We start from the raw sequence: 24,255 nt of genomic DNA, 5'->3' as shown, positions 1-24,255 counted from the left end.
TGTAGATACATGTAATATTTAGGGGCGTCGCCAAGTGGTAAGGCACCGGGTTTTGATCTCGGCATCCGTTGGTTCGAATCCAGCCGCCCCTGCCATTACATAGTATCGAATTTAGGGGCGTCGCCAAGTGGTAAGGCACCGGGTTTTGATCTCGGCATCCGTTGGTTCGAATCCAGCCGCCCCTGCCATATCTTAGACAGACTTGTTTTATATTGATATTTGCTCAAATATATTGACATTATCTTTTAAAACCTTTAAAGTTCTGCCGCATTAGGGGCGTCGCCAAGTGGTAAGGCACCGGGTTTTGATCTCGGCATCCGTTGGTTCGAATCCAGCCGCCCCTGCCATCCAAATTCATTATAAGCCAACCGCCAAGGGTGCTTCATGCCCAATCTTGTCGTTTTTAGTGGAAGTGCTCATCCACATTTCGCTCAAAAAGTCGTAAGCCATTTACATATTCCTTTAGGTGCTGCTTCTGTTAGCAAGTTCTCTGATGGTGAAATTTCAGTTGAAATTACTGAGAATGTTCGTGGTAAAGACGTTTTTGTCGTCCAGTCTACTTGTGCCCCTACCAATGATAACCTAATGGAAATCTTGGTGATGGCTGATGCTTTGCGTCGTGCGAGTGCTGGTCGTATCACTGCTGTCATTCCTTACTTTGGTTATGCTCGCCAAGATCGTCGTCCACGCTCTGCTCGTGTACCGATTACTGCGAAAGTTGTTGCAGACATGCTGACAACTGTTGGTATTGACCGTGTAGTAATGATTGACTTGCACGCAGACCAAATTCAAGGTTTCTTCGATATCCCAGTTGATAACATCTACGGTACGCCAGCATTACTCGCTGACCTACGCCAGCAACAACACCACAATCTTGTGGTTGTTTCGCCTGACGTTGGTGGTGTGGTTCGTGCCCGTGCTGTTGCTAAACAAATGGGTGATATCGATTTGGCTATCATTGATAAACGTCGTCAAAAAGCAAATGAATCACAAGTGATGCATTTGATTGGTGATGTTAAAGATCGCGACTGTGTGATCGTCGATGACATGGTAGATACAGCAGGTACGCTTTGCAAAGCGGCCGATGCACTAAAACAATTTGGTGCTCGTCGTGTTGTTGCTTATGCAACTCACCCTGTTTTATCTGGCAAAGCCATTGATAACCTTCGTAACTCTGTCATTGATGAACTTGTTGTTACTGACACAATTCCTCTTTCAGATGAAGCACTAAGCTTAGGTAAAATTCGCCAAGTTTCTGTTGCTAGCATGGTTGCTGAAACAATTCGTCGTATCAATAACGAAGAATCTATTAGCGCAATGTTCGATAGTTATCTATAATAGCCCAGCTTTTTTTCTTAAACCCTAGCTCGCTAGGGTTTTTCTATCACTAAACTGGTCGCAAGTTTAGTTACTCAAACTCAATGAGGATATGCCCATGGCAAACTTCGTATTAAACGCTCAAGCACGTGAAGTAGCACAACAAGGGAAAGGTTCGAGCCGCCGCCTTCGCCACGCTGCTCAAATCCCAGCAATCATCTATGGTGGTAGCGCTGAGCCTGTAGCCGTTACTTTAGAGCTTCGTGAAATCGTTAAAGCTTTAGAAAACAACGCTTTCTTCGAAGAAGTTATCGAAATCAAAATCGGTGACAAAGTTGAAAACGTTAAAATCCAAGCGTTACAACGCCACCCTGCTAAAAACACGCCTATGCACGCTGACTTCAAACGTGCATAAGTGTTAAAGGCGTAAATTAGTGTCAAATATTTCGCTAATTGTTGGTTTGGGCAATCCTGGAAAGGAATATGCCCAAACCCGCCATAATGCAGGTTTCTGGTTCGTTGAACAGCTTGCAGATCGTTATGGCATTTCTTTAAAAGCTGATCCAAAGTTTCATGGATACAGTGGTCGTGGCCAAATCGAAGGTCATGATGTCCGTTTATTACTTCCTACCACTTTTATGAACCGTTCTGGTCAAAGTGTTGTCCCTTTCGCTAAATTTTATCAAGTTGCACCTGAAGCAATCCTGATTGCGCATGATGAACTGGATATGAATCCTGGCATTATTCGCTTGAAAACAGGTGGCGGACACGGTGGACATAATGGTCTCCGCGATATCGTCCCGCATATCGGTGCTAATTTCCATCGTCTACGTATTGGAATTGGTCATCCGGGTGCCAAAGAACGCGTTTCTGGTCATGTGCTTGGTAAAGCGCCTAGCAGTGAACAAGGCTTAATGGATGCAGCCATTGACCATGCCCTATCTCAAGTGAAAATGCTTGTTGATGGACAAGTGTCACAGGCAATGAATCAAATTAACGCTTACAAACCCGCTTAAACTGAATTGTTGATCAATCCCGCTTGCCATATTGCATTTTTAAGCGCAAAATGCGCATCAAACCGCCTATAGCCCGCGGAAAACGTGACAAGTCAACCATAAGATAATCATCTTAGGTCTTACTCAGGAGACGCTAGCCATGCTATCTCGTTTATTAAAATGTAAAATTCACCGTGCAGTTGTGACTCATGCAGAGCTTCATTATGAAGGTTCTTGTGCAATTGATGGCGTATTAATGGACTTAGCAGGGATTCGTGAATACGAAGAAATCCACGTATGGAACGTCACTAACGGCAAACGTTTCACCACCTATGCAATCCGTGGTGAAGATGACTCAGGTATTATTTCAGTGAATGGTGGCGCAGCCCATCAAGCTGATGTTGGTGATTTAGTGATTATTGCGACTTTCGGTGACTTTACTGAAGTCGAAGCCAATCTTCACAAACCACGTTTAGTTTATGCAAACCCAGACAATACAGTGAACCACACTGCAAACTGTATTCCTGTACAAATTGCATAAGACCTATAAAGATTCTCAAAAAGCCAGTCAATATGAACTGGCTTTTTTATTGCACAAACACAGCCCATTCATCCTCTAGGGCAAAATACAAAAACACTGAAAAATAAGGCCAAGTTTTACGCAAGCAAACTTGTAAAATAGCACCAAAATTTGTTCAATAAGAAGACAATAATGATAATTTGAACAATATGGATATTACTCATCTTCTTAGCAAAGTTAGCCTCTTTGCTGATTCCGATCACACCACCCTAGAAAGCTTGGTGCCTCACTGTCATATTCGTCATTTACAAACAGGACAGCAGCTTTATTGTGCACATGATATTGCCGATTATGTGTATATTGTTGCTTATGGTCGGGTCAAATTGACCACTTCGGCAGGCTTACTGACGTATTTTGGTCGCCATGATATTGTTGGCGAAACAGGTGTCATTTCCAATCAACCTCATCAAGGTACAGTCAATGCAGTCCGTGACACTGCTCTACTCGGTATTCCACAACAACAATTTCTAGATTTCATTCACCAACACCCCAAAGTGTTATTTGCTTTATCTCGACTCATCATTCACCGCTCGCAACCCGAATTACAACATTGTCATGCAATGGGACACAGTCGTACACTTTCAGTAATTCCTGTATCCGCACATATCCCTGCCACACATCTGGCAGAAAAACTGACCGAGCACTTACAACGTTGGCCTCAAGTTCGTTTAGTCACTGCTGCACATATTGATGCGTTATTTGGGGTAGGTTTTAGCCAAACCCCATTAGATTACAGTAGTGAAGATTTAAAACTACGCCAATGGCTGGCCAATTTAGAGGAAAAACACTGTTATGTACTCTATGCTGCGGATTGCAGTGATGATGAATGGTCGAAACGCTGTTTACATCAAGCTGATCGAATATTGATTTTGGCGGAGGCCAACCAAACACCCACTCAAACCAGACTATCGGATGTATTGAATCAGCATGATTGGCAAAGTCCAATTGAATTGGTTTTACTGCGTTCCGAAGGAGACCCATCTCCGCATACATTGATTTGGAAACAGCTCTATCATGCCCGCGCCCACTACTTTATTCACCCATGGGCACAGGCCGATATCTGCGCCGTCGCTCGTCAGATCTCCAGCCAAGGCGTTGGCTTGGTACTTGGTGGTGGTGGTGCACGTGGCTTTGCCCATATTGGTTTAATTCGTGCGCTTGAACAACTACATATCCCGATTGATATTGTTGGGGGCACCAGTATGGGGGCATTTGTGGCGGCGCTGGTCGCCTGTGGTTTTGATAGTGTGGAAATGACCCATATTGCTTATGAAACTTTTGTCGCACGAAATTACCTCAATGATTACACCATGCCTCGCGTTTCACTGATTCGTGGGCAACGTTTCCATACCCGATTACAGGCCATCTTTGGAAGTCGTAGAATTGAAGAGCTCAGGCAGACCTATTACTGTATTTCAACCAACCTTACGACAGGTCAAGCAGTGATTCATGATCAAGGTGAACTGGCGACTTGGGTCGGAACCAGCATGAGTGTGCCGGGTGTTGCTCCTCCTGTTGCTTGGCATGAAAACCTGCTCTGTGATGGCGGTGTAATTAACAATCTCCCCACAGATGTTATGCAAAACCTAGAGCGAGGCACCATTATTGCTAGCAATGTCAGCTTGCATGATGATATTCGAGTCCCAGGAATTGGTTTAGAAGAACCAGATCAAAGTGCATTATTGAACTGGAATAAAATCATCAAAGATAAGCTTCTACATGCACCACGTTTGGCAGAGATTTTAATGCGTACCGCGACCCTTGCGAGTGATACTATGATACAAACAGCGGCAATTGAACGCGCCAATTTACATATCCGTATGCCAATTGAAGGTATTGGTATGTTTGACTGGCATAAATTAGATGAACTAATCGAACGTGGCTATGAGCATGCCCTAGAAACCTTATTGCCAATTCGAGAAACGTTGCCAAGTGCTTAAGCCGAATGAATCTGATAACGATCCAATAGGCCATCTAAATATTGATAGGTTTCTGGATCTAACTGCTGCATATAACCATCTAGAATACGATGACATAGCTGCTGCTTGTCGATTGGCATACGTCGCATAATGTCGAAAGTAACTTCCCATTGTGAGCGTAGTAATGATGCATAGGCAATATGATGCAGGACTTGCTCATCGATTTGGGCAATCGCCGTGGCAACAACCTCCCTTGCCTCATCTTGCATATAATTCACAATAACCAGCATATCCGTCCATAAATCACAACGATCAGCCGCCTCTACAATACTCCGAATAATCTCTACTCTTCTTAATGTCGGTAAATTAGCAACAAAGCTCTGTGCTTGTGCCGACAAACAAGCCACTACAGGCAACATATCTTCCCACAATTGATCTTCCTGTGTGGCTTGAATAATCGCATTCACGACGGATTCCCCTTGCTGAACAGCCAAATCACCAAGCTCCTGCTTAAGTCCATAACTGATATAGCTCATTAAAGCCAAAACTTTAGGCCAGACCAGCCGCTGGGCTGGATCACCCACAATCAATAAGGCTTGCTCGATGCGCTGCTTAGGCAAAACATGGACTAAATGATCGATTTGCTCACGGGACTCAATATAAAAAGCAATTTCCAATAGATCGCTTTCACTTTCAACGACCTGTGCAACATCTTGTAAAACGGTATCAGATAACATACTCACAAAACGACCAATCGTCACAAAGTCCCGCTGCTCTAATAGAACTTGAGTAATGTCGGTAATTTGATGTGTAGTGAGATAGCCAAGTAGTTCTCTTGCCAGTCGAGGATCTAAATAAACAGCAATTGCAGCTATGGTTTTTGCAGGTAAATGCTTCGCTATTCGATAAGAGTTTTCTGTAGATAAATACACTGCAATCTGGGCGACAATAAATGGTTCTAAAAAGTGTTTAACCATGAAAATACTCACCCAACGTGGTAACCAACTCACCCATGCTGCTAGATAACGGAAACGCTTTTTCTGACGATTTTGTAGTCGCTCTAATATCGCAAACCGAAACTGTCTAAGGTTTTCAGGGGCCAAAGACTGCATAAACTCTAATTCTTGCTCTGATACCTGCAAAATGCGAGCAAGCTTAATCAACTCTGCCTGTACTGCCAATCGAGTCATGCTATTCCCTCATTTTATTTTTTCGAAACAGCCAACGAAGAAAAAAAGGTGTTTGGTACACACTACGATTCATTTTCTGATCTTCATTTTTGATGGCCTGTTGTAATTGTTGATTGAGCCAAGCCAAATCATGATTAGAGAGTTGTGAAAATGGCTGAAGGCTCATCACAGGCCGACGTAATTGTTGTGCCAATCGTTCTAATTCTGTCTTATCTGCTTGCTCCATTTATCGACTCCTTAAATTATTGTTGTTTTATCTTTCGAGTGTATGCTCAATTTAAATCCATTGCCAGTTTCACAGATCGATAGAAAAACTAGAGCTACTTCTCAGCAAATTTTTTCATTTTTATAGAACGATTCATTCTATAAAAAGTTGCCTTTTCTCATAAAAATCCGACTATAATCGAAGCACATCGCTTCAGGGCGGGGTGAAATTCCCCACCGGTGGTAAGTTAGGCATTCTAATCAAATGACCTAATCAGCCCACGAGCCTGTATATATTTTTATATACTCGCAGATTTGGTGAGAGACCAAAGCCGACGGTATAGTCCGGATGAAAGAAGACGAAACCACTGAAATACGCTTTTTGCGTTGTTTTTGTGCACGCTTATTTTTTACATCAGTCCTGAAATGTTCAACCGTATCCAATTTACGAGAGCGTTTCATTATGTCTAGTTTAATCCAACCCGAACTTTTCTTTTCAGCCCTTTCCCCTGCTGAACAACGTATTCAACAAGCTTTAGAAGATATCCGCCAAGGCAAACCTGTATTGGTGATGGATGATTTTGATCGTGAAAACGAAGCTGACTTGATTATTGCTGCTGAAACTTTAACTGTCGAAACCATGGCGCAAATGATTCGTGATGGTTCAGGTATTGTTTGCTTATGCTTAACAGAAGCCTTAGCTGATCATTTAGAACTTCCACCCATGGTCGTCGACAATTCCAGCCAATTTAAAACAGCATTTACAGTAACGATTGAAGCGGCACAAGGTGTAACCACAGGCGTGTCTGCCAAAGACCGTGTCACCACAGTTTTAGCTGCAACCAAAGATGGCGCAGTAGCGAGTGACTTAAGCCGTCCAGGTCATGTATTTCCTTTACGTGCGCGTGAAGGCGGTGTGTTAAGCCGTCGTGGTCACACGGAAGGTACAATTGATTTAGCACGTCTAGCAGGTTTAAAACCATCTGGGGTATTGTGTGAATTGACCAATCCTGATGGCTCTATGGCTTCTGGTATTCAAGTGCTTGCTTATGCACAAACCCATGGTTTAACTGTGATTAGCATTGAAGAACTGGTGCAATACCGCTTAAAACACAATGTCTAATTAGAGATAAAAAAGCCTCGAATCATCGAGGCTTTTTACAATTCGTTTTATGAAACTTTTCGCTCGGCGTTCAATTCAGCAACAGCTTCAATCAACTGACTAAATTGCGAAATTTGGATCACAGGTTGTGCTTGAGCCAACTCTTCTGCCGTGCCATAACCATAATTCACAGCAATGGTTTCAATCTCATTGGCACGTGCACCAATAATGTCATATTGGCGATCACCCACCATAATACATTGCTGTGCATCTAACTGCTGTTGTTCCAGAATATAAGCGATTAAATCCGCCTTATTGGCTCTCTCACCAGTCAATTCACTGCCATACATTTCGGTAAAATACCGAGCTAGATCAAAATGAATCAAAATTTGCTTCGCATAAACTGTAGGCTTTGCTGTCGCCAAAAACAAAGCATAGCCTTGTGATTGCAATTGCTGCAACGTCTCAACGACCGTTGGATATACTTCATTTTCAAATAAACCAGTCACTGAGAAACGCTCACGATAAGCCAGCAATGCCTGCTCAGCCAGATCATCATCTTGAGTATTGAGTAATTTTGCCAGAGATGCTTTTAAAGGTGGGCCAATCGTCCAATCCAAATTTATGTCATTTGCCAAAGGTTGACCTAATTTTTCTAGCGCAAAACGAATTGAACCATGAATCCCAGCTTTAGGGTCTGTTAAGGTTCCATCTAAATCGATGAGAATATTTTTGATCGTCATTCGTTCAATCTCTTACAGTCTTACACAACGCAGTCGAGAGTTTCTCGAAACTTCCCTATACTACCGTAGATTGCAGAATAAAAGGAAATTGCAGTGCGTCCGACCGTACTTTGTTTTTCAGGACTAGATCCATCTGGTGGTGCTGGCTTACAAGCAGATATTGAAGCAATTGGGCAAAGTGGTGCGCATGCTGCCATTGCATGTACCGCGCTGACGATTCAAAACTCACAGCAAGTATTTGGTTTTGAAGCCACTTCAAAGGAATTATTGCTGGCACAAGCCAATGCCGTGGTCAGCGACTTACCGATTAAATGTGTAAAGTCAGGCATGTTAGGCACAACTGATAATATTGCTGCATTAGCCGAGTTTTTACGAGAACATCCAGATTATTTATATGTCCTAGATCCCGTTTTAGTGGCAAATAGCGGCGGTTCATTGGGTGACCAAGCGACATTAGTCAAAGCCTTCGTGGAGTTGATTCCTTTAGCAACGGTGATCACGCCAAATACCGTTGAGTTAAGAGCCTTAACAGGTCTTGATGATATTGAACAGGCCACACATGAACTGTTTGAAATGGGTGCAAAAGCAGTATTGGTCAAAGGTGGGCACGAAGATACGCCTGATCATATCCGCAACGTGCTCTATGCTGATGGGAAAATGCTTGCAGAAAGCCGCTGCCCACGCTTAGAAGGTCAATACCACGGTTCAGGTTGTTCATTGGCAAGCTTTATTGCAGGACGTTTAGCACTCGGTGATTCGCTTAAAATTGCGGTTCAACATGCTGAAACATGGTTATTTGGTGTGTTAAAACATGCAGAAACACCAGTACCGAATGGGCAAAAGATTCCAAAACGCTTTTAAAGCATCCCTGAACAAATGAATCTTTAATAAAAAAAGGCGCATCTCGCGCCTTTTTTTATTTCGGATCAATTACTGTGGAATACGGAGTACTTGACCAGGGAAAATATCATCTGCATTTTTGAGTAATGGACGATTTGCTTCAAAAATTTTATTGTACTGGTTTGGATCACCATAATATTCTTTTGAAATCTTAGACAAATTGTCTCCTGATTTCACGGTATAAAACTTACTTTCTGGCTCAGGTGTTTCCACGGTAAGTTGATCATCAACTTGTGCAACATGATCAATATTTCCGACAGCAAGTACAATCTTTTCTTTATCTGCTTGGGTTTTAACCTGCCCTTTAATCGTTGCCGTATCGGTATTGCCATTATATGTGACCGACAAACCATCAATCGGAAGACCTAAACTTTTAATCAAACCTAATAATTTATTCGCAATCTCTTGAGCTGATGGTTCAGCTGGCGTTGCTGGTGCAGCTTGCGGTTCAGCTGGTGCTGTATTTTTCTTACCAATACCTTTAACAAAATCAAAAAGACCCATTGTTATTTCCTCTGTAATTATTAATGCATAATAGTCAAAATGACCTACATCTAGTTATACAGAAAAAATAAAACACTCGAGTTTCAATTTAACGCGGTCTTGTAAATATATGTATATTCGATAGAACTTAATGAAAAACATTCTGTTGCAAAACATACAAACACAAAAAAGCCACCTTGCGGTGGCTTTTGATCATGCAAGATGATTAACCAAGTTTCTTAGTTACGTAATCGATTGCAGATTGAACAGTTGTGATTTCATTTGAATCTTCATCTGGAATCGTGATGTCAAAATCATTTTCAAAAGACATTACAAGTTCAACCAAATCTAAAGAGTCAGCACCTAAGTCATCCATGAAAGATGCTTCGTTTTTAATCTCTTCAGCACGCATACCTAATTGTTCAGCTACTGCTTGTTTGATGCGTTGTTCGATATCGCTCACAGGAATTCTCCTCATTGCTTGTGGCGTTTTAATTTGCCACTAGTTTAATTGAATATAAGATTTTTTAAAAGTTTATACATCGCCACTTAGGCCATGTATAGACCACCATTTACGTGTAAAACTGTACCAGTAATGTAACTAGCCTTATCGCTCGCCAAGAAACTCACTGCATTTGCAATATCTTGAGGTTCACCTAGACGATTTAAAGCTACTTGATCAGTCATTTTTTTACGAATATCTTCGCTTAACTGATCAGTCATTTCAGTGGCAATGAAACCAGGTGCAACACTGTTCACTGTAATCTGACGACTACCCATCTCTTTGGCTAAACTACGACTGAATGCTTCAATCCCTGCTTTTGCTGCCGAGTAGTTCGCTTGCCCAGGGTTGGCAAAATGTGCAACCACTGAACTAATATTAATAATGCGGCCAAAACGTGCTTTGGTCATACCTTTCAATACACGCTTAGACAAACGATAAACCGCTTTTAGATGAATATTGAGAATATCGTCCCAATCATCTTCTGACATACGCAGCAGCAAGTTGTCTTTGGTAATGCCTGCATTGTTGACCAAGATCAACACTGAGCCATATTTTTGCTCGATGTCTGAAACCAGTGCATCAATCGCTTCGCCATTGCGAACATCAAGTACAGCACCTGTCCCATGTTCAGCAAAGCTTTCTGTCAGCTTTTGCGCGCCTGCTTCAGAAGTTGCGGTACCAACCACAAAAAAACCGTCTTGAATGAGTTGCTGTGCAATTGCTGCGCCAATGCCTCGGCTTGCTCCTGTCACTAACGCAACTTTTCGTTGTTGTGTCATGCAATTTTTCCTTCTGCCACTAACACTGCGTTTAGGGCATCTTCCATACGTGCTTTGCTATCAAGGGCAAATGCTTTTTCTATGTTCGGTAATCGCTTAGCAAGATTACTCAGTACCGTACCCGGGCCACATTCAACCACGTACTGGATACTCTGATCTTGCAGATATTGCATCGTACGCGTCCATTGTACTGATTGGTACAATTGAGCGGTTAACGCCTGACGTAATTGAGCAACATCTGTCGCGATTTCCGCGTTGACATTTTGTATTACAGGAAGGCATGGTAGCTCAATGGCAGTTTGTTCCAAAGCTTCGGCAAACTTTTCCGCCGCTGGTTTCATTAATGTGCAATGAGATGGAACAGAAACAGGCAATGCAATTGCTTTCCCTGATTGTTCTTTTGCTTCTGCCATTACCTGCTGAACCAATGCTGTACTACCGGCGATTACGACTTGGCCTTGCGCATTATAATTTGCGGCTTCAACTGAACCTTGACCTGTAGCAGAAGCATTTTTACAAAGCTCGACCACTTTCTCATCAGCCAAACCGAGAATTGCAGCCATTGCACCTTCACCTGAAGGAACAGCACTCTGCATCAGTTTGCCACGTAAATGAACCAGTTTAACTGCATCAGCCAAGCTCATTGCTTCCGCTGCAACAAGCGCACTGTATTCTCCCAAAGAGTGTCCAGCCAAGTATTTCGGCACAATACCACCCAGCTCTAACCATACACGCCATAGCGCGATACTTGCGGTCAGTAACACAGGTTGGGTATTTTCAGTTTGGTCCAAGCCTTCACCCGTTTGGGCAATCTGCCAAAGGTCAAAACCTAGTGCAGCTGATGCCTCAGCAAATGTATCTTGAACGACACTAAACTGCTCTGCAAGTTCAGCCAGCATACCTGCTTTTTGAGAACCCTGACCAGGAAAAACAAATGCTGTTTTTGTTGCTTGAGCAGCCTGCTCAAGTCGTTTAGTCGACATATAAAAATCCTTAAATTAGTCTACCGCCAATTTTATCAATACTCATAATTCTACATGAGAATGACAATAGACTCTTTAGCGATGCGGCAATTTAACACTGATTAATTCTTTTTATAATTGCGAAAAACAACAAAAAAGGGAGCTTTCGCTCCCATTTTTTCTATACTTTAAGCTAACGCTTAATGCATATAGTTCAATTATTCAGCATCAGCTGCTTTAGCGAATAATTGACGACCACGGTAAATACCGTCTTTAGTCACGTGGTGACGACGATGAGTTTCACCAGTAGTTTGGTCTACAGATAATGCATTCTCGGTTAAAGCGTCATGTGAACGGCGCATGTCACGGCGAGAGCGACTTTTACGGTTTTGCTGAACGGCCATGATGGCTCCTTACAAAGATCGAAAAAATGGATCAGAACAAATTCAGTTGTCTTAACTCAACATTATAACATAAATTATGAGTTAAGTTTACCCTTCAGACCTGCCAAAACATCAAACGGATTATCCCGTTTCTCTTCGACAACATCTGGAGTGGTAGGTTGATGCTTATGCTCACAAGCATCATGCTTAGGAGATAAAGGCACCAACAATAACAGCTCATCTTCTAATAGTGCGAGCAAATCTATCACTGCAGGTGCATCAAAATCACCTTTTTTTGAAGATTCACTTTCACCTAGAACGATGAAATCAGCATCCTCATCCAATCGCTCTATCAGTGACTCATCATCAATCAAAGCTAAATGAAAATCTGAAACCAATTCAATTTCAACGGCTTCCAAACAACGTTGGCACACCATTGGAACTTTTGCTTCAGTATGTCCATCTAACCATACAATACGATGATAGATATCCATTGATAGCTTACAGTCTATGTTGATCAATTGATCATCAATTGAACCAACAGCTTCTCGAGCAATACGAGCAAAGCGAGACAATGGCAGTGTTCCTGACCATGTAAAGCCCTGTTCAGCCCATTTAAATGGCTCGATTTGGCTTGGAAAAGTATTTGCTGACATAATTAAGGCGGCAATTCTACAAATTCATCGGTACTCTGTCAAAGATTAAGATACAATTTTGTACTTCTTTAGACAGAACTCGGGGTAAATTAAGCAATGTACCTGTTGCAGCCGCAACTTGAAGTAACATCTTCATTACTTGTTAGCACCCATTCAACCTCTGTTCCTGTGTTAGCGCTAGATCAAGTGCAACGTTCATCTTGGCAAAAGTTAACAACGGAACCAGAACAGGTCGATTGGCTTATTTTACACTTTAATCACTGGTTTTCCCACCATAATGTCACACTTGTTAAAGGTGATTTTGAACCAGAATATTTCCCAGCCACTTCTGAGCAGCCTGCAAAGATCCAATTTGCCCATGGTTTCTTCAATAGTGCTCTACATGAAATCAGCCATTGGAGCATTGCTGGTGAGCAACGCCGCCTACTTTCCGACCTTGGCTATTGGTATGCACCTGATGGGCGAAGTTCAGAACAACAGGCCCTGTTTGAACAAGTTGAAATTAAACCTCAAGCCATAGAATGGCTATTTGCGACTGCCTTTGGTCGGAAATTTCGTGTGTCACTGGATAACTTAACAGGTGATGGCGGTAATGGAGATCAATTTAAAGATCATGTCTTTGCGCAAGTACAACGTTATTTTTCTGGGGAAGCAAAATTACCACGTGATGCCGCACATTTCATTCATTACATCTGCGTGTCTACCCGCAATGGAACACCATTACAACTCGATGAATTTAAACGTGAATACCTCGATTAAATGACAAAATTATCACATCTAAGACTTGCAACATGCCCCTAACAAGTTTCATACTGAATTTAGCCGTATAAATCAGGGAGTTAAAATAATGTTGCATTTACATATTCATCCTGAAAATCCACAGGCTCGTTTAATTACACAAGCAGTAGAACGTATTCGTGCTGGTGATGTTGTGGTCTATCCAACAGATGCTGCATACGCGATCGGTTGTCAAATCGGAAATAAGAGCGCAATGGAACGGATTGCACAAATTCGTGGTCTGGGACCAAAGCACCAGTATGCGATTATGTGTTGTGATTTATCCGATATTGCGACCTATGCCAAAGTCGATAACGCGATGTATCGTCTATTAAAAAATAATACACCAGCGGTTACGACTTTTATTTTGCCCGCGACCAGCGAAGTACCAAAACGTTTAATGCATCCGAAGAAAAAAACCATTGGTCTACGTATTCCAAGTAATCCCGTTGCACAGGCTTTATTAAAAGAACTTGGTGAACCATTGTTAACCAGTACCTTAATTTTGCCTGATCAAAAAGATCCGTTGGATGATCCATTTGATATTGAAAACCAGTTGGGTAAACGTATTGATGTGTTTATCGATAGTGGATTCGGAACCTTATCCACCACCAGTATCGTAGATTTATCTGGAGAAAACCCTGAAGTCGTACGTCGTGGTGTCGGTGATGTCAGTGCTTTTGAGTAAATGTTGTATAAAACGCAGCTTGGGTGCAGAAAGCGTCGTAAGCTGCTAGAGGTCTCCAACAGAAAACGTAGCGTCTGCCTATAGTCATATTCAATTCACTTAAATCAAAATGCTATACAATAGTTTGTTTTAATTTTAAAAACTCAGAACACTCTGAAAGTATCTGTTTTTTTTCATACAACACATTGCCATCATAAGTTTTAAAAAAATAAGTTGTGGCTGGCTGATCCTCTTCTATAACTTTCACAACCCCTTTGCCAATATCTTTATATTTGTCGCTGGCTTCTTTTTCCTGAATATAATCAAAATAACCGCATGTCATTTGATGATGTGCTTTTTCCATTTCCCCTCTTAGATCATCTCTATTTACGTTTTCTGTCATTGGTTCAGTTAAAGTGACATAAACTAAAATATGAGGGTATTGATTGAGTGCATCCACTTTAATCGGGTAGCCCGCTCGACGCATAGCCTCATTCATTTGCTGTACAAAAGCCATACTTTTGAAATGGTCTCTGGCCTGCTGTTCAAACTGCTTAGCCCAATATATCTCAGTCCCCCAAAATAGAGCACCAATAATTATTAGGCCCGTTGCAACAAATTTAATATTCATATTAGCCCTCATTATTTAATTTTATAGTCTATGAGTTCTCACTCATTTAATAATCGAGCTATTATTTATAAATATTTATTAAATTCAACAAAATAAATCAAAAAACCTTACTTTCCGATGACTAGAAAATCAATGGTTGCTTTATAATGAATTATTTAAAAAAGGCATAAGCGAATTTTAATAATCGCTCATTAGCCTTCAAAAAAGTCAGACAATCGCTGCTTCTGAAAACCCTGTGCATCAAAATTATCTGGACTGAGCCATTGTTGATAGATTTTTTCTAAATCAGGCCATTCTTCATCAATGATTGAAAACCATGCTGTATTACGGTTATGCCCTTTAGTCATCCGATCTTGACGAAATAAACCTTCATACTGAAAACCAAAACGTAAGGCTGCGGCTTTAGACGGTGCATTACAATCATCACATTTCCACTCTACACGCCTAAAGCCATGGGCAAAGCATCGTTGTAACAGTAAGAAGATTACCTCCGTTGAGGCTTTGGACTTTTTCATTCGATGGGAAAAGTAAACATTGCCTATTTCGATCGCGCCCTGTTCCAGCCTTGGATTTAACAAAGCAATCCAACCTTGGACCTCGCCATCAATTTCAATTAAAAAATGAGTTGAGCCTTTAAAACCAAATAAATTTTGCAAATCCTGTTTTAACAAAAATTGGCTTTGCGGCGCGGCATAAGGCAAATACGTCCAGCAAGCCGCATCCTTTTCCGTTGCAACAGCATCCCAAATTTGATTCGCAGCCTGATCAGAAATTTCACCAGCAATATGAATCAATTTGACAGATTGCCCATCTAAATTATGCTTAATCGGTTGATTGGGTTGATGATCAATGGCAAAGCCTACGGTTTGCCCAAACTGGTTCTGTTGTGTTTTTAAATAATGTTTCATGATGATTTATAATTGAAAGAAAGAATGATTTCCGTTGCTAATTTAAGCATAAGTTTTTTCTATGACCTATGGAATCTTGCATAAATACAGAAAATACCCTGAGAACTTTAAGGTTTTTGTAAGTAGGTAATTTATTAAATTGGCAATTTCGATTAGAATAGAGCTGCTCTTGGTAGCATGTGCCTCTCTTTGCACAAAAAATTATATCTTTCATGCTTTTGAAAATTCGCGTGGCTTATAACGGTAATGAACCAAATTCTCCCCCAAACTTTGGAGTCCACTCCTTCCATTCGCGTGCTTGACGAGTGGCAGGAAGTCATACCTGAAGATTTATATATACCGCCCGCCGCGTTTGAAATCTTACTGGAACAATTTGAAGGCCCGTTAGACTTTCTGATTTACCTGATTCAAAAAAATGGCTTTGATTTATTACAGGTCGATATTTCTCCGATTGCCACTCAATATCTGTCCTATATGGATAGTATGAAATCACTGAATATTGAGCTCACGGCTGATTATATGGTCATGGCAGCATTACTTGCAGATTTGAAATCGCGTTTACTGCTCCCGAAACCAGTCGCTGTTGATCAATTTGAAAAAGATCCAAAACAAGAGTTAATTGACCGTTTAGAAACCTATCTACGTATAAAGCAAGCTGCGGAACGATTGGGACAGATGCCAATCTTCGAACGCGATACTTTTAGCGCTAACGTGAGTATTGGTCACATTGCCCCTATTTATGAAGGCTATGATGTTGAAGCCTTGCATGATGCTTTATTTTGCGTATTCAACCGCCCTGAGCCCATCACTCATGTTGTGGCACAAGAGCCTGTATTATTGGAAGAACGTATAGCCTTTATTGAAAGCCAACTTGCGTCAGGTGAGGCATTGAGTTTTATTGAATTATTAAATCCCATGCAAGGTCGTATGGGGATGGTGGTCACTTTTATGGCGGTGCTTGAACTGACACGTCAGCAAAGAATTCAGATTATCCATACAGGTATTGAAGCTCCTTTAACCATTCAAGGAGTTGCTGCATGAGTTTAGATCAATTTGAGCAAAATGAAGGTATGTCGTTTGAGGACATTCATCATGAGGTTTTATTGCAACTTGAAGCGATTTTATTCGCCAGTGACTCACCAGTCTCTCTTGCACGTCTAAAAGAAGCTTTTCAAAACCAATATAATAAGCAGCAATTACGCACATTTTTACAGCAACTGGCGATGTTACAGCATGGCCGTTCAATCGAATTAATTGAAACTGCGCAAGGTTTTCGATTTCAAGTACGTGCCAAATATCGAAATGTTATTGCACAGGTTTGGCCAGAGCGCCCAACCAAGTTGTCACCCTCTTTACTCGAAACTGTCGCAGTGATTGCTTACCATCAACCAGTCACACGTGCCGATATTGAGCAGATTCGTGGTGTATCCAACAATAGCCAGAATTTAAGAACGCTTTTTGACTGGAACTGGATTAAAGAATCTGGTTTCAGAGATTTACCCGGAAGACCTGCGTTGTTAGTCACAACGCCCCAATTTTTAAATGCATTTGGTTTAGCTTCGCTAGGTCAATTGCCTCCCCTGCAGAACGCCAAGGAAGCATTCATGACACTCGACGCACATGCGCCGAAGTCCTGAGAAAGGTGAACTGTTGATCATTATGTCTAAGGTTGTGCTGTCATGAGTGAAAAATTACAAAAGGTTTTAGCGAGAGTCGGGTTAGGCTCGCGTCGCTATATGGAGGAAGTCATTGCTGCTGGTCGTGTCAGTATCAATGGTCAGATTGCCCAAGTTGGCGAACGTATCGAACCAGGTGATGAGCTTCGTATCGATGGTCGTAAAGTACAATTCCAAATTGAAGATGAAATTCGCCGCCGCGTATTAATTTACTATAAACCAGAGGGTGAAATCTGTTCACGTAATGACCCTGAAAAGCGTCCTACGGTATTTGATCATTTGCCTCAAATTGCCAACGACCGTTGGGTCATGGTGGGTCGTCTGGATATTAACAGTACTGGCTTATTGTTATTCACCAATGATGGTGAACTTGCCAACCGTTTAATGCACCCTTCAAACGAAGTTGAGCGTGAATATGCTGTTCGCGTGATGGGCGAAGTAACCCCACAAATTCGCAATAATATGCTGAAAGGTGTTGAGCTTGAAGATGGTCCAGCCAAGTTTGAATCATTCTCAGAAATTGGTGGCGATGGTATTAACCGTTGGTATCAAGTGGTGGTTAAAGAAGGTCGTAACCGTGAAGTCCGTCGTATCTTTGAATCACAAAGCTTAAAAGTTAGCCGCTTATTACGTACTCGTTATGGCACTGTGATTTTACCACGTGAGTTACGTACGGGTCGTTGGATGGAATTGGATAAAAGCGATATCGATAACTTGGCAAAATCAGTTGAGTTAAAACCACGTCAAGGCACAGGTTTATTCGGTATGGCAAAACGTCGTACTGAACGTATGTCTGAAAAGCCAATGGCAGCACGTCGTGGCGGTTACTTACGCCAACAACGTCGTGATGATGAACAAGATCAGTCGCAGCAACAACGTCCAAGTGGCAATGCCAATAATAACAATGGTCGTAAAACCATTGGTTTCAACAAAGGCTTTAAGAAGTTCTAATTCTTGATCCTAAAAATAAAAAACGCTCTAATAAGAGCGTTTTTTATTGGCTTTAACTATGCTGAACAATGCCTTGCGGGATCGCATTCAGCAGTTTTTTGGTATATTCATGCTGTGGATGTAAATACAGTTCGTCAGAGTTAGCAATCTCAACTAATTCGCCATGATTCATGACCATGACTTGATCAGAAATGTATTTCACGACAGATAAATCATGTGAAATAAAGATATAACTCAGACCAAACTCGTCCTGTAAATCCTGCAACAAATTCAACACCTGCGCCTGTACCGAAACATCCAGTGCAGAAACAGACTCATCGCAGATTAAAATCTCAGGTTTCAAGGTTAAACAACGTGCGATCGCAATCCTCTGCCGTTGCCCACCTGAAAACTCATGTGGATAACGGTCATAGGCTTGCACAGGTAGACTGACGCGCTCTAACAGCTCCAATGCCATCTTTTTACGCTCAGCATCATTCTGACCTATGCCATGAATCCGCATCGGTTCCAATAAAATCTGCCCGATAGTAAAGCGTGGATTGAGTGAAGCATAAGGGTTCTGGAAAATGATTTGAATTTTGCGCTGGTACTGACAAAACTCTTTCTCACTCATGGCCAGAATATCTTTTCCACCAATCAAGGCTTGCCCGCCTGTGGCTTCATGTAAGCGCATCAATAGCAGACCAATCGTGGTTTTACCTGAACCCGACTCGCCAACTAGGCCCAAGGTTTTACCTTTGGCCAATTGAAAAGAGACACCTTTAACCGCTTGAAATTCGTCTTGTCCCCACAAACCCTTACGACTATAAAATGACTTTTTCAGATCTTTTACATCGAGCACAATCGGCTCATCGCCAGTCAGACCACGGACACGTTGTTTCAGGTTTAAATCAGACAGATTGGTGGCTTCGATCAGTTGTCCATTTTCGTCCTGCTGCATAAAATCACTGGTCACAGGCAAACGGTATGGACGAGTCGCCAACTGTGGACGACAATGCAGCAAAGCACGCGTATACACATCTTGTGGTTGTTCCAGCACCTGTTCAACAGGGCCACTTTCCCGAATCTCACCATGACGCATCACAATCACTTCATCTGCAATTTCACCCACCAAGGCTAAATCATGGGTAATAAACAGCATCGACATTTCATGGCGTTGTCGTAATGACTCTAATAAATCAATGATCTGCTTTTGGATGGTGACATCTAAGGCTGTGGTTGGCTCATCAGCAATCAGCAACTTCGGCTCACAGGCAATTGCCATCGCAATCATGACCCGTTGTTGTTGCCCACCTGAAAGCTGACTCGGATAAGCATCGATCTTGGTTTCTGGTGCAGGAATACCAACTTCTTTCAGCAACTCAAGTACCCGTGCTCTGGCCTGCTTACGTCCCATGCCTAAATGAATACATAACACCTCAGCAATTTGATCCCCCACGGTAAAGACAGGATTCAACGAGGACATCGGTTCCTGAAAAATCATGGCAATGTCTTTACCACAAATTTTGCGAATCTCTTTGGCCGATAAGTTGAGTAAGTCTTTACCTTCAAAGCAAATTTGACTCTGTTCGGCAATTTGACTTTGCCCTTTTGGCAACAGCCCCATCACCGCTAGGGAAGTGACCGATTTACCACTGCCCGACTCCCCAACCAGTGCTACAGTTTTATTTTTAGGAATTGAAAATGAAATCCCTTTGACTGTTTCAATCCACTGCTTATTTTCACCCTTAAAGCTGACACGGAGATCATCGACACGTAATAGCGTTGTTTCATTCTGATATTGCATTTTATCTCTCCGCTATTTCAACTTAGGATCTAAAGCATCACGTAAGGCATCTGTAAACATCGAGAATGCAGTGACTAACACCGCCATTGCGATAGATGCCGCAGCCAATTGCCACCATTTGCCTAAGATCAGCTCACTTTGCGCTTCATTCAACATACTGCCCCAAGACACCACGCCGACAGGTACACCAAAACCAAGGAAGCTCAGAATGACTTCAGATTTAATGAATGACACCACCAAAATCGAAATCTGTACCAAGGCAATATGACTCACGTTTGGGAAGATATGTACAAACATACGACGTAGATGACTCACTCCAATGGCTTTGGCTGCCAGAACATATTCGCGCGATTTATGTTTCATATATTCGGCACGAATCAGACGGAACACCCCGGTCCAACCAGTTAAACCCAAGATCAACACAATCGACAGAATGCCTTTTTGTTGCAGGACTGCCGCAATGGCCAACACCAATAACAAATAAGGAATCGAGGTAAAAATGTTATAGAACCAGTTCAAAACATCATCGACCCAGCCACCAAAATAGCCTGCAATTGCACCCAAAAAAGTACCAATCACCACTGCCAATAATGCCGACAATAAACCGACTAGAATTGAGGTTTCAGCGCCCTTAATGGTTTTTAACAACACATCTTGTCCCCACTTATCCGCCCCAAAAGGCAATGTGGTTTTGAGCTCTTGCTTTTGATCGAGTAAATGCCCACCGAGTTGCTGATCAATCTGTTGCATATCTTCAGCCAAAGGATCAACCACGCCATAATTATCAATGACTGAACCACCTTGCTGTTCAGCCTGGATTTCCGCATTCAGCTGCTGAATTACATCTTTTAATGGATCGACTGGATTTTCAGGCAAAGTCTCAGTGTTTTCACTATTGGATTTAATTTGATCTGACTCTGTATCCGCACCCAAGAAAGTGGGCGGTGCATAGCTGACGGCAACTTCTTTATTCCAGTTTGAGGCAATTAACCCTGTCATCGATAAAGCGAGCAGGATGAAATAAAATAACACCACCAAAAAAGACACCACGGCGATTCGATCTGACTTCAATCGATTCAAGGCCAAATGCCACAATCCTGTTGACGCAGAAGATTCATTCGAGGCAGCTTTGCTTTTAAAAATTGTACTGAGCATCGTCATCCTCCTATTTCAACTGCACACGAGGATCGAGGAGCTTATAAATCAGATCGGCGATCAAGTTAAAAATCATGGTGACTGCAGCGATATATACGGTGATGGCTTTAATCACAGGAAAATCACTGCGTTCAACCGCAATAATAATTTCTCGACCAATGCCCGGAATACCAAAGAAACGTTCAATCAGGAAAGCACCAATCAATAAGGCAGGCAGACTGGCCATCACTTCAGTGACAATTGGAATTGATGCATTACGCAATACATGCACACCCAGTACCCGAGACTCACCCACACCTTTGGCACGCGCAGTCCGCACATAATCTTGGTTAATTTCATCTAAGACGAAGCTTCGATATAAACGTAGCGTTGGCGCAATACTGACCACCAACATGATTAAGATCGGCAACAAGGCATAATGGAATAAATTTTGACTAAAACTATCACTCCAGCCTTGTACTGGGAACCAACTTAATTGATAGGCCAAAACATATTGGAAGATGATGATATATACCAAGATACTGATCGACATGCCAATGGTACACAACATCATCACCATACGATCGGTCAATGAACCACGAACCGATGCAACCGCCAATGCCAAGATGATTGAAATCACGGTTTGTAAAATGGTCAATGGAATCAATAAGGTCAGTGATGGGCCTAATCGGGTCAGAATAATCTGTGAGACAGATTCGCCTGTACTCCAACTGGCACCATAATCAAAAGTCAGAATCTGTTTGATAAAAATCCACAACTGCACATAATAAGGTTGATCAACCCCCAACTGTTTACGGATGTTTTCAATTTGCTCAGGGTTGGACATTTTTCCTGCCAAGATATATGCAGGATCGCCCCCCACCCAGTTAAACAAGAAGAAAATCAGCAAAATGACACCCAACATGGTCGGGATCATTTGCCATAGTCTACGCACGACATAAGCAAGCATAATGGCAAATCCTTATTTGACCCGTTGACCTGTAATTTCATTAAAGAAGGCTTTGTTATCTGGTTCTCTGCCTAAGAAGTCTTTAACCAGTTGTGCTGCATTCTTTTGACTGCCTTGTGACAAAATCGCCTGACGGTAGCGTTGTCCTACTTCTGGATTATTCAGGTTATCGCCAAAAGCCGACAACATATCTAAGGCTAAGACTTCAGACCACATATAGCCATAATAGCCCGCTTGATAACCCATCAGATGGCCAAACTGTCCAGGGAACTCGGTGTTCGGTACATAGCCTAATGCGGTTGCCGATTCCATTTTTTTCCAGACATCCATCGGCTGTACTTTCAGCGCATCCGCACCGTGTAAAGCCATGTCATATTGTGCATATAGGGTTTGACGTGCATAACGCAAACCACGTCCATAGTTATGTACCGATTTAAGGCGTGCAATTAGGGCATCGTCTACACGTGGACAAGCTGGATTACAATAATCGGCCACTTTAGACAAGGTTTCCTTACGACGCGCCCACTCTTCATACATTTGTGATGGTGCTTCGACAAAGTCGCGCTCTACCGATGTACCCGACTGTCCCGAATAACGGGTTTTCGATAAAATGCCATGTAGGGCATGACCAAACTCATGTACAAAGGTTTCCAGCTCGTCACTATTTAAACCTTTGCGGTTAAAGTTGGTGACCAACACTGAAATTGGTTTACGCTTGCTCAGCGTACTGCCACCATATACTCCCCAGACCGCTGCATGCCCATACTTGCCTTCACGTGGAAATTTATCCATGTATAGACCACCAAGAACTTCACCTGTTTTTTTGTCAGTGACATCATAATATTCAACTTCATCTTGCCATGCATCGACTTTGGCTGGCTTAAATTCAATCCCATAAAGATCAGATGAAATCGCAAATAACCACTTTTGTGCCGCTAAGGTCGGGAAATAATCACGCAGTTTTTCTTGGTCTATCTGGTATTTGTCTTTACGGAGTTTTTCACTCCAATAGTTCACATTCCAACGGTTAATTTCAGCTTTTTCTACAGTTGTGTTCAAGGTTTTGGCTTTAAATGCACGTAGCTCCTCCACTTCTTTTTGCTCAAGTGGTGCAACAACGTTGTGTACATCGGCCAAGAAGGTGTTAACCGTTTTTGGCGTTTTCGCCATACGTTTTTTTAGCGCCCAATCGGCATAGCTTGGTTGACCAAACAGCTGCGCCAATTCATAACGTAAGTCAATAATCTGTTTAAGCAAGACTAAGTTCTTTTCTGTACCACGACGTGTAAATGCAGTTTGATAACGTTTGCGTGCATCATCACTGTCGGCCAACTCCATAAACGGTTGGTACTCTGGATATTCAAACCCTAATAAATAATTGCCTTTGTCATTTTTCTTTAGGCCTGAAATATAACTATCTGGTAAGCCTTTTAGCTCAGCAGGCGTAAATTCTAATTTTTCTGGATTATCACGAATATTGCGGGAGAATTCTTGCGAAAGTTTGGTCAACTCATCAAAAATTGTTTTGACCCGTGCTCTTTTTGCGGGTGGAAGTTGCACCCCTGTATCTTCAAAGGCATCGAGAATATCTTGGCGGTACTTAGTATCGATTGCATCGTTGGCTTTGGTGTTTTTAAAACGTTGGTATAACTTCTGATTCTGATAAATTTCGGTTTGTAGTTGATTCAGCTTAACTTCACAATCTTCAGCGGCTTGGCGTAATTTAGCATCTGGATCAACATTGCTATACAGGCTAATCGGCCCAGCAAAATCCTCGAAAGTTGCCATTAATTGATCCCACTCTGTCAACACAGGTGCAGCATCGGATTGCGGTTTAATGCCTTGTTTTTCCAGTTGAGAAATACGCTGCTTTAAAGTCTGTAAATTAGCATCGCACCATTGTGCGCTTTCACTGCTTTTTAAAATCGGTAACGTGGTTCGTGTGCTTTCAGCCCAAATGCCTTGACTCATCCCCGTGACTGCCATCGATAACAATCCCAGTGTCGACAACTTCAATATTCTTTTCGCCATGCGCTT

Annotated in this window: 27 protein-coding genes, 3 tRNA genes and 1 riboswitch; of the genes, 15 read left to right on the top strand and 15 right to left on the bottom strand. The window is 42.1% G+C overall.

The window, feature by feature from the left end:
- Positions 1-20 precede the first annotated feature (20 nt).
- From F885_RS18245 to F885_RS18280, 8 genes are all read left to right on the top strand, one after another.
- Positions 21-95: transfer RNA gene (locus tag F885_RS18245), tRNA-Gln, on the top strand.
- Between the two features lie 18 nt (positions 96-113).
- Positions 114-188, top strand: a tRNA-Gln gene (locus F885_RS18250).
- 84 nt (positions 189-272) lie between these two features.
- Positions 273-347, top strand: a tRNA-Gln gene (locus F885_RS18255).
- A gap of 37 nt (positions 348-384) precedes the next feature.
- Complete coding sequence (locus F885_RS18260; protein WP_004804966.1) at positions 385-1,338, top strand: ribose-phosphate pyrophosphokinase; 954 nt, start codon at positions 385-387, stop codon at positions 1,336-1,338.
- Between the two features lie 97 nt (positions 1,339-1,435).
- Positions 1,436-1,732, top strand: a complete 297-nt coding sequence (gene rplY, locus F885_RS18265; RefSeq protein ID WP_004663523.1) for a 50S ribosomal protein L25 — start codon at positions 1,436-1,438, stop codon at positions 1,730-1,732.
- Between the two features lie 19 nt (positions 1,733-1,751).
- Positions 1,752-2,333, top strand: coding sequence for an aminoacyl-tRNA hydrolase (gene pth, locus F885_RS18270; RefSeq protein WP_004804964.1), 582 nt, complete (start codon positions 1,752-1,754; stop codon positions 2,331-2,333).
- 139 nt (positions 2,334-2,472) lie between these two features.
- The gene (gene panD / locus F885_RS18275; protein ID WP_004655255.1) at positions 2,473-2,853 is read left to right on the top strand and encodes an aspartate 1-decarboxylase; all 381 of its coding nucleotides are present in this window, start codon (positions 2,473-2,475) and stop codon (positions 2,851-2,853) included.
- 188 nt (positions 2,854-3,041) lie between these two features.
- Positions 3,042-4,832, top strand: a complete 1,791-nt coding sequence (locus F885_RS18280; protein WP_005312665.1) for a patatin-like phospholipase family protein — start codon at positions 3,042-3,044, stop codon at positions 4,830-4,832.
- Here the strand turns inward: F885_RS18280 and F885_RS18285 are convergent.
- Together F885_RS18285 and F885_RS18290 are read right to left on the bottom strand one after the other, a co-directional pair.
- Positions 4,829-6,001, bottom strand: a complete 1,173-nt coding sequence (locus tag F885_RS18285) for a hypothetical protein (protein WP_005312662.1) — start codon at positions 5,999-6,001, stop codon at positions 4,829-4,831. The two genes, F885_RS18280 and F885_RS18285, sit on opposite strands and share 4 nt — an antisense overlap.
- A 1-nt stretch (position 6,002) precedes the next feature.
- Complete coding sequence (locus tag F885_RS18290) at positions 6,003-6,227, bottom strand: hypothetical protein (RefSeq protein WP_004804958.1); 225 nt, start codon at positions 6,225-6,227, stop codon at positions 6,003-6,005.
- Between the two features lie 185 nt (positions 6,228-6,412).
- Positions 6,413-6,570, top strand: a riboswitch (FMN riboswitch).
- A gap of 98 nt (positions 6,571-6,668) precedes the next feature.
- On the opposite strand from F885_RS18290, the gene ribB reads away from it, so the two are divergent.
- Positions 6,669-7,328 (top strand): 3,4-dihydroxy-2-butanone-4-phosphate synthase, encoded by a 660-nt coding sequence (gene ribB, locus F885_RS18295; RefSeq protein ID WP_005205490.1) that lies wholly within the window; start codon positions 6,669-6,671, stop codon positions 7,326-7,328.
- A gap of 47 nt (positions 7,329-7,375) precedes the next feature.
- Here ribB and F885_RS18300 read toward each other — a convergent pair whose 3' ends face one another.
- Positions 7,376-8,050, bottom strand: coding sequence for an HAD-IA family hydrolase (locus F885_RS18300; RefSeq protein ID WP_005312659.1), 675 nt, complete (start codon positions 8,048-8,050; stop codon positions 7,376-7,378).
- Between the two features lie 93 nt (positions 8,051-8,143).
- Between F885_RS18300 and F885_RS18305 the strand changes: the two genes are divergently transcribed.
- Entirely contained in the window at positions 8,144-8,911 is a 768-nt protein-coding gene (locus F885_RS18305; RefSeq protein ID WP_004804951.1) for a hydroxymethylpyrimidine/phosphomethylpyrimidine kinase, read from the top strand.
- 69 nt (positions 8,912-8,980) lie between these two features.
- Here the strand turns inward: F885_RS18305 and lysM are convergent, their stop codons facing one another.
- The 6 genes from lysM to F885_RS18335 form a co-directional block, all read right to left on the bottom strand.
- Entirely contained in the window at positions 8,981-9,454 is a 474-nt protein-coding gene (gene lysM, locus F885_RS18310; protein ID WP_004804950.1) for a peptidoglycan-binding protein LysM, read from the bottom strand.
- A gap of 205 nt (positions 9,455-9,659) precedes the next feature.
- On the bottom strand, positions 9,660-9,896 hold the full coding sequence (gene acpP / locus F885_RS18315; RefSeq protein ID WP_004655272.1) for an acyl carrier protein: 237 nt from the start codon (positions 9,894-9,896) through the stop codon (positions 9,660-9,662).
- 86 nt (positions 9,897-9,982) lie between these two features.
- Entirely contained in the window at positions 9,983-10,717 is a 735-nt protein-coding gene (gene fabG, locus F885_RS18320; RefSeq protein WP_004804947.1) for a 3-oxoacyl-ACP reductase FabG, read from the bottom strand.
- Complete coding sequence (gene fabD / locus F885_RS18325; protein ID WP_005312655.1) at positions 10,714-11,700, bottom strand: ACP S-malonyltransferase; 987 nt, start codon at positions 11,698-11,700, stop codon at positions 10,714-10,716. The genes fabG and fabD overlap by 4 nt, the downstream gene beginning before the upstream one ends.
- A gap of 197 nt (positions 11,701-11,897) precedes the next feature.
- Positions 11,898-12,083 (bottom strand): 50S ribosomal protein L32, encoded by a 186-nt coding sequence (gene rpmF / locus F885_RS18330; RefSeq protein WP_004638135.1) that lies wholly within the window; start codon positions 12,081-12,083, stop codon positions 11,898-11,900.
- A 74-nt stretch (positions 12,084-12,157) separates the two neighbouring features.
- Positions 12,158-12,718 carry a YceD family protein gene (locus tag F885_RS18335; protein WP_005312651.1) on the bottom strand — a complete coding sequence of 187 codons (561 nt, stop codon included), beginning with the start codon at positions 12,716-12,718 and terminating at the stop codon, positions 12,158-12,160.
- A gap of 96 nt (positions 12,719-12,814) precedes the next feature.
- Between F885_RS18335 and F885_RS18340 the strand changes: the two genes are divergently transcribed.
- Positions 12,815-13,477: an elongation factor P hydroxylase gene (locus tag F885_RS18340; protein WP_005205499.1), complete on the top strand. Its 663-nt coding sequence runs from the start codon at positions 12,815-12,817 to the stop codon at positions 13,475-13,477.
- Positions 13,478-13,565: 88 nt separating this feature from the next.
- A complete protein-coding gene (locus tag F885_RS18345; protein ID WP_004804938.1) occupies positions 13,566-14,183 on the top strand; it encodes an L-threonylcarbamoyladenylate synthase in 618 nt (205 codons plus the stop codon).
- Between the two features lie 112 nt (positions 14,184-14,295).
- Here the strand turns inward: F885_RS18345 and F885_RS18350 are convergent, their stop codons facing one another.
- Positions 14,296-14,793, bottom strand: a complete 498-nt coding sequence (locus F885_RS18350) for a hypothetical protein (protein WP_005312648.1) — start codon at positions 14,791-14,793, stop codon at positions 14,296-14,298.
- Between the two features lie 191 nt (positions 14,794-14,984).
- Complete coding sequence (locus F885_RS18355; RefSeq protein WP_005205501.1) at positions 14,985-15,701, bottom strand: GNAT family N-acetyltransferase; 717 nt, start codon at positions 15,699-15,701, stop codon at positions 14,985-14,987.
- A 246-nt stretch (positions 15,702-15,947) separates the two neighbouring features.
- Here F885_RS18355 and F885_RS18360 point away from each other — a divergent pair, with 246 nt between their 5' ends.
- From F885_RS18360 to rluB, 3 genes are read left to right on the top strand one after another with little or no spacing between them, the layout of a single operon-like run.
- Positions 15,948-16,742 carry a segregation and condensation protein A gene (locus F885_RS18360; protein ID WP_004804932.1) on the top strand — a complete coding sequence of 265 codons (795 nt, stop codon included), beginning with the start codon at positions 15,948-15,950 and terminating at the stop codon, positions 16,740-16,742.
- A complete protein-coding gene (gene scpB, locus F885_RS18365) occupies positions 16,739-17,338 on the top strand; it encodes an SMC-Scp complex subunit ScpB (RefSeq protein ID WP_005205502.1) in 600 nt (199 codons plus the stop codon). The genes F885_RS18360 and scpB overlap by 4 nt, the downstream gene beginning before the upstream one ends.
- 42 nt (positions 17,339-17,380) lie before the next feature.
- The gene (rluB, locus tag F885_RS18370) at positions 17,381-18,328 is read left to right on the top strand and encodes a 23S rRNA pseudouridine(2605) synthase RluB (protein ID WP_004804930.1); all 948 of its coding nucleotides are present in this window, start codon (positions 17,381-17,383) and stop codon (positions 18,326-18,328) included.
- 52 nt (positions 18,329-18,380) lie between these two features.
- Here rluB and F885_RS18375 read toward each other — a convergent pair whose 3' ends face one another.
- The 4 genes from F885_RS18375 to F885_RS18390 are packed head-to-tail and all read right to left on the bottom strand — an operon-like array spanning position 18,381 to position 24,249.
- Entirely contained in the window at positions 18,381-20,114 is a 1,734-nt protein-coding gene (locus tag F885_RS18375; protein WP_005312644.1) for an ABC transporter ATP-binding protein, read from the bottom strand.
- Positions 20,115-20,126: 12 nt separating this feature from the next.
- Positions 20,127-21,269: an ABC transporter permease gene (locus F885_RS18380; protein WP_005312641.1), complete on the bottom strand. Its 1,143-nt coding sequence runs from the start codon at positions 21,267-21,269 to the stop codon at positions 20,127-20,129.
- Positions 21,270-21,279: 10 nt separating this feature from the next.
- Positions 21,280-22,218: an ABC transporter permease gene (locus F885_RS18385; RefSeq protein WP_004804925.1), complete on the bottom strand. Its 939-nt coding sequence runs from the start codon at positions 22,216-22,218 to the stop codon at positions 21,280-21,282.
- Positions 22,219-22,230: 12 nt separating this feature from the next.
- Positions 22,231-24,249: a M3 family metallopeptidase gene (locus tag F885_RS18390; protein ID WP_005312638.1), complete on the bottom strand. Its 2,019-nt coding sequence runs from the start codon at positions 24,247-24,249 to the stop codon at positions 22,231-22,233.
- Positions 24,250-24,255: the final 6 nt, after the last annotated feature.

The organism is Acinetobacter higginsii (assembly GCF_000369845.1).
GTDB lineage: Bacteria > Pseudomonadota > Gammaproteobacteria > Pseudomonadales > Moraxellaceae > Acinetobacter > Acinetobacter higginsii.
This window is presented reverse-complemented; position numbering and strand designations above follow the sequence as displayed.

What these genes read in the sequence shown, in the direction of transcription:
- F885_RS18375 (WP_005312644.1), bottom strand. Translation starts at nt 20,114, where the DNA reads ATGCAATATCAGAATGAAACAACGCTATTACGTGTCGATGATCTCCGT.
- fabG (WP_004804947.1), bottom strand. Translation starts at nt 10,717, where the DNA reads ATGACACAACAACGAAAAGTTGCGTTAGTGACAGGAGCAAGCCGAGGC.
- rpmF (WP_004638135.1), bottom strand. Translation starts at nt 12,083, where the DNA reads ATGGCCGTTCAGCAAAACCGTAAAAGTCGCTCTCGCCGTGACATGCGC.
- F885_RS18300 (WP_005312659.1), bottom strand. Translation starts at nt 8,050, where the DNA reads ATGACGATCAAAAATATTCTCATCGATTTAGATGGAACCTTAACAGAC.
- lysM (WP_004804950.1), bottom strand. Translation starts at nt 9,454, where the DNA reads ATGGGTCTTTTTGATTTTGTTAAAGGTATTGGTAAGAAAAATACAGCA.
- panD (WP_004655255.1), top strand. Translation starts at nt 2,473, where the DNA reads ATGCTATCTCGTTTATTAAAATGTAAAATTCACCGTGCAGTTGTGACT.
- F885_RS18380 (WP_005312641.1), bottom strand. Translation starts at nt 21,269, where the DNA reads ATGCTCAGTACAATTTTTAAAAGCAAAGCTGCCTCGAATGAATCTTCT.
- F885_RS18335 (WP_005312651.1), bottom strand. Translation starts at nt 12,718, where the DNA reads ATGTCAGCAAATACTTTTCCAAGCCAAATCGAGCCATTTAAATGGGCT.
- F885_RS18285 (WP_005312662.1), bottom strand. Translation starts at nt 6,001, where the DNA reads ATGACTCGATTGGCAGTACAGGCAGAGTTGATTAAGCTTGCTCGCATT.
- F885_RS18355 (WP_005205501.1), bottom strand. Translation starts at nt 15,701, where the DNA reads ATGAAACATTATTTAAAAACACAACAGAACCAGTTTGGGCAAACCGTA.
- F885_RS18385 (WP_004804925.1), bottom strand. Translation starts at nt 22,218, where the DNA reads ATGCTTGCTTATGTCGTGCGTAGACTATGGCAAATGATCCCGACCATG.
- F885_RS18290 (WP_004804958.1), bottom strand. Translation starts at nt 6,227, where the DNA reads ATGGAGCAAGCAGATAAGACAGAATTAGAACGATTGGCACAACAATTA.
- F885_RS18345 (WP_004804938.1), top strand. Translation starts at nt 13,566, where the DNA reads ATGTTGCATTTACATATTCATCCTGAAAATCCACAGGCTCGTTTAATT.
- rluB (WP_004804930.1), top strand. Translation starts at nt 17,381, where the DNA reads ATGAGTGAAAAATTACAAAAGGTTTTAGCGAGAGTCGGGTTAGGCTCG.
- fabD (WP_005312655.1), bottom strand. Translation starts at nt 11,700, where the DNA reads ATGTCGACTAAACGACTTGAGCAGGCTGCTCAAGCAACAAAAACAGCA.
- ribB (WP_005205490.1), top strand. Translation starts at nt 6,669, where the DNA reads ATGTCTAGTTTAATCCAACCCGAACTTTTCTTTTCAGCCCTTTCCCCT.
- scpB (WP_005205502.1), top strand. Translation starts at nt 16,739, where the DNA reads ATGAGTTTAGATCAATTTGAGCAAAATGAAGGTATGTCGTTTGAGGAC.
- F885_RS18360 (WP_004804932.1), top strand. Translation starts at nt 15,948, where the DNA reads ATGAACCAAATTCTCCCCCAAACTTTGGAGTCCACTCCTTCCATTCGC.
- F885_RS18340 (WP_005205499.1), top strand. Translation starts at nt 12,815, where the DNA reads ATGTACCTGTTGCAGCCGCAACTTGAAGTAACATCTTCATTACTTGTT.
- rplY (WP_004663523.1), top strand. Translation starts at nt 1,436, where the DNA reads ATGGCAAACTTCGTATTAAACGCTCAAGCACGTGAAGTAGCACAACAA.
- F885_RS18350 (WP_005312648.1), bottom strand. Translation starts at nt 14,793, where the DNA reads ATGAATATTAAATTTGTTGCAACGGGCCTAATAATTATTGGTGCTCTA.
- F885_RS18260 (WP_004804966.1), top strand. Translation starts at nt 385, where the DNA reads ATGCCCAATCTTGTCGTTTTTAGTGGAAGTGCTCATCCACATTTCGCT.
- F885_RS18280 (WP_005312665.1), top strand. Translation starts at nt 3,042, where the DNA reads ATGGATATTACTCATCTTCTTAGCAAAGTTAGCCTCTTTGCTGATTCC.
- F885_RS18390 (WP_005312638.1), bottom strand. Translation starts at nt 24,249, where the DNA reads ATGGCGAAAAGAATATTGAAGTTGTCGACACTGGGATTGTTATCGATG.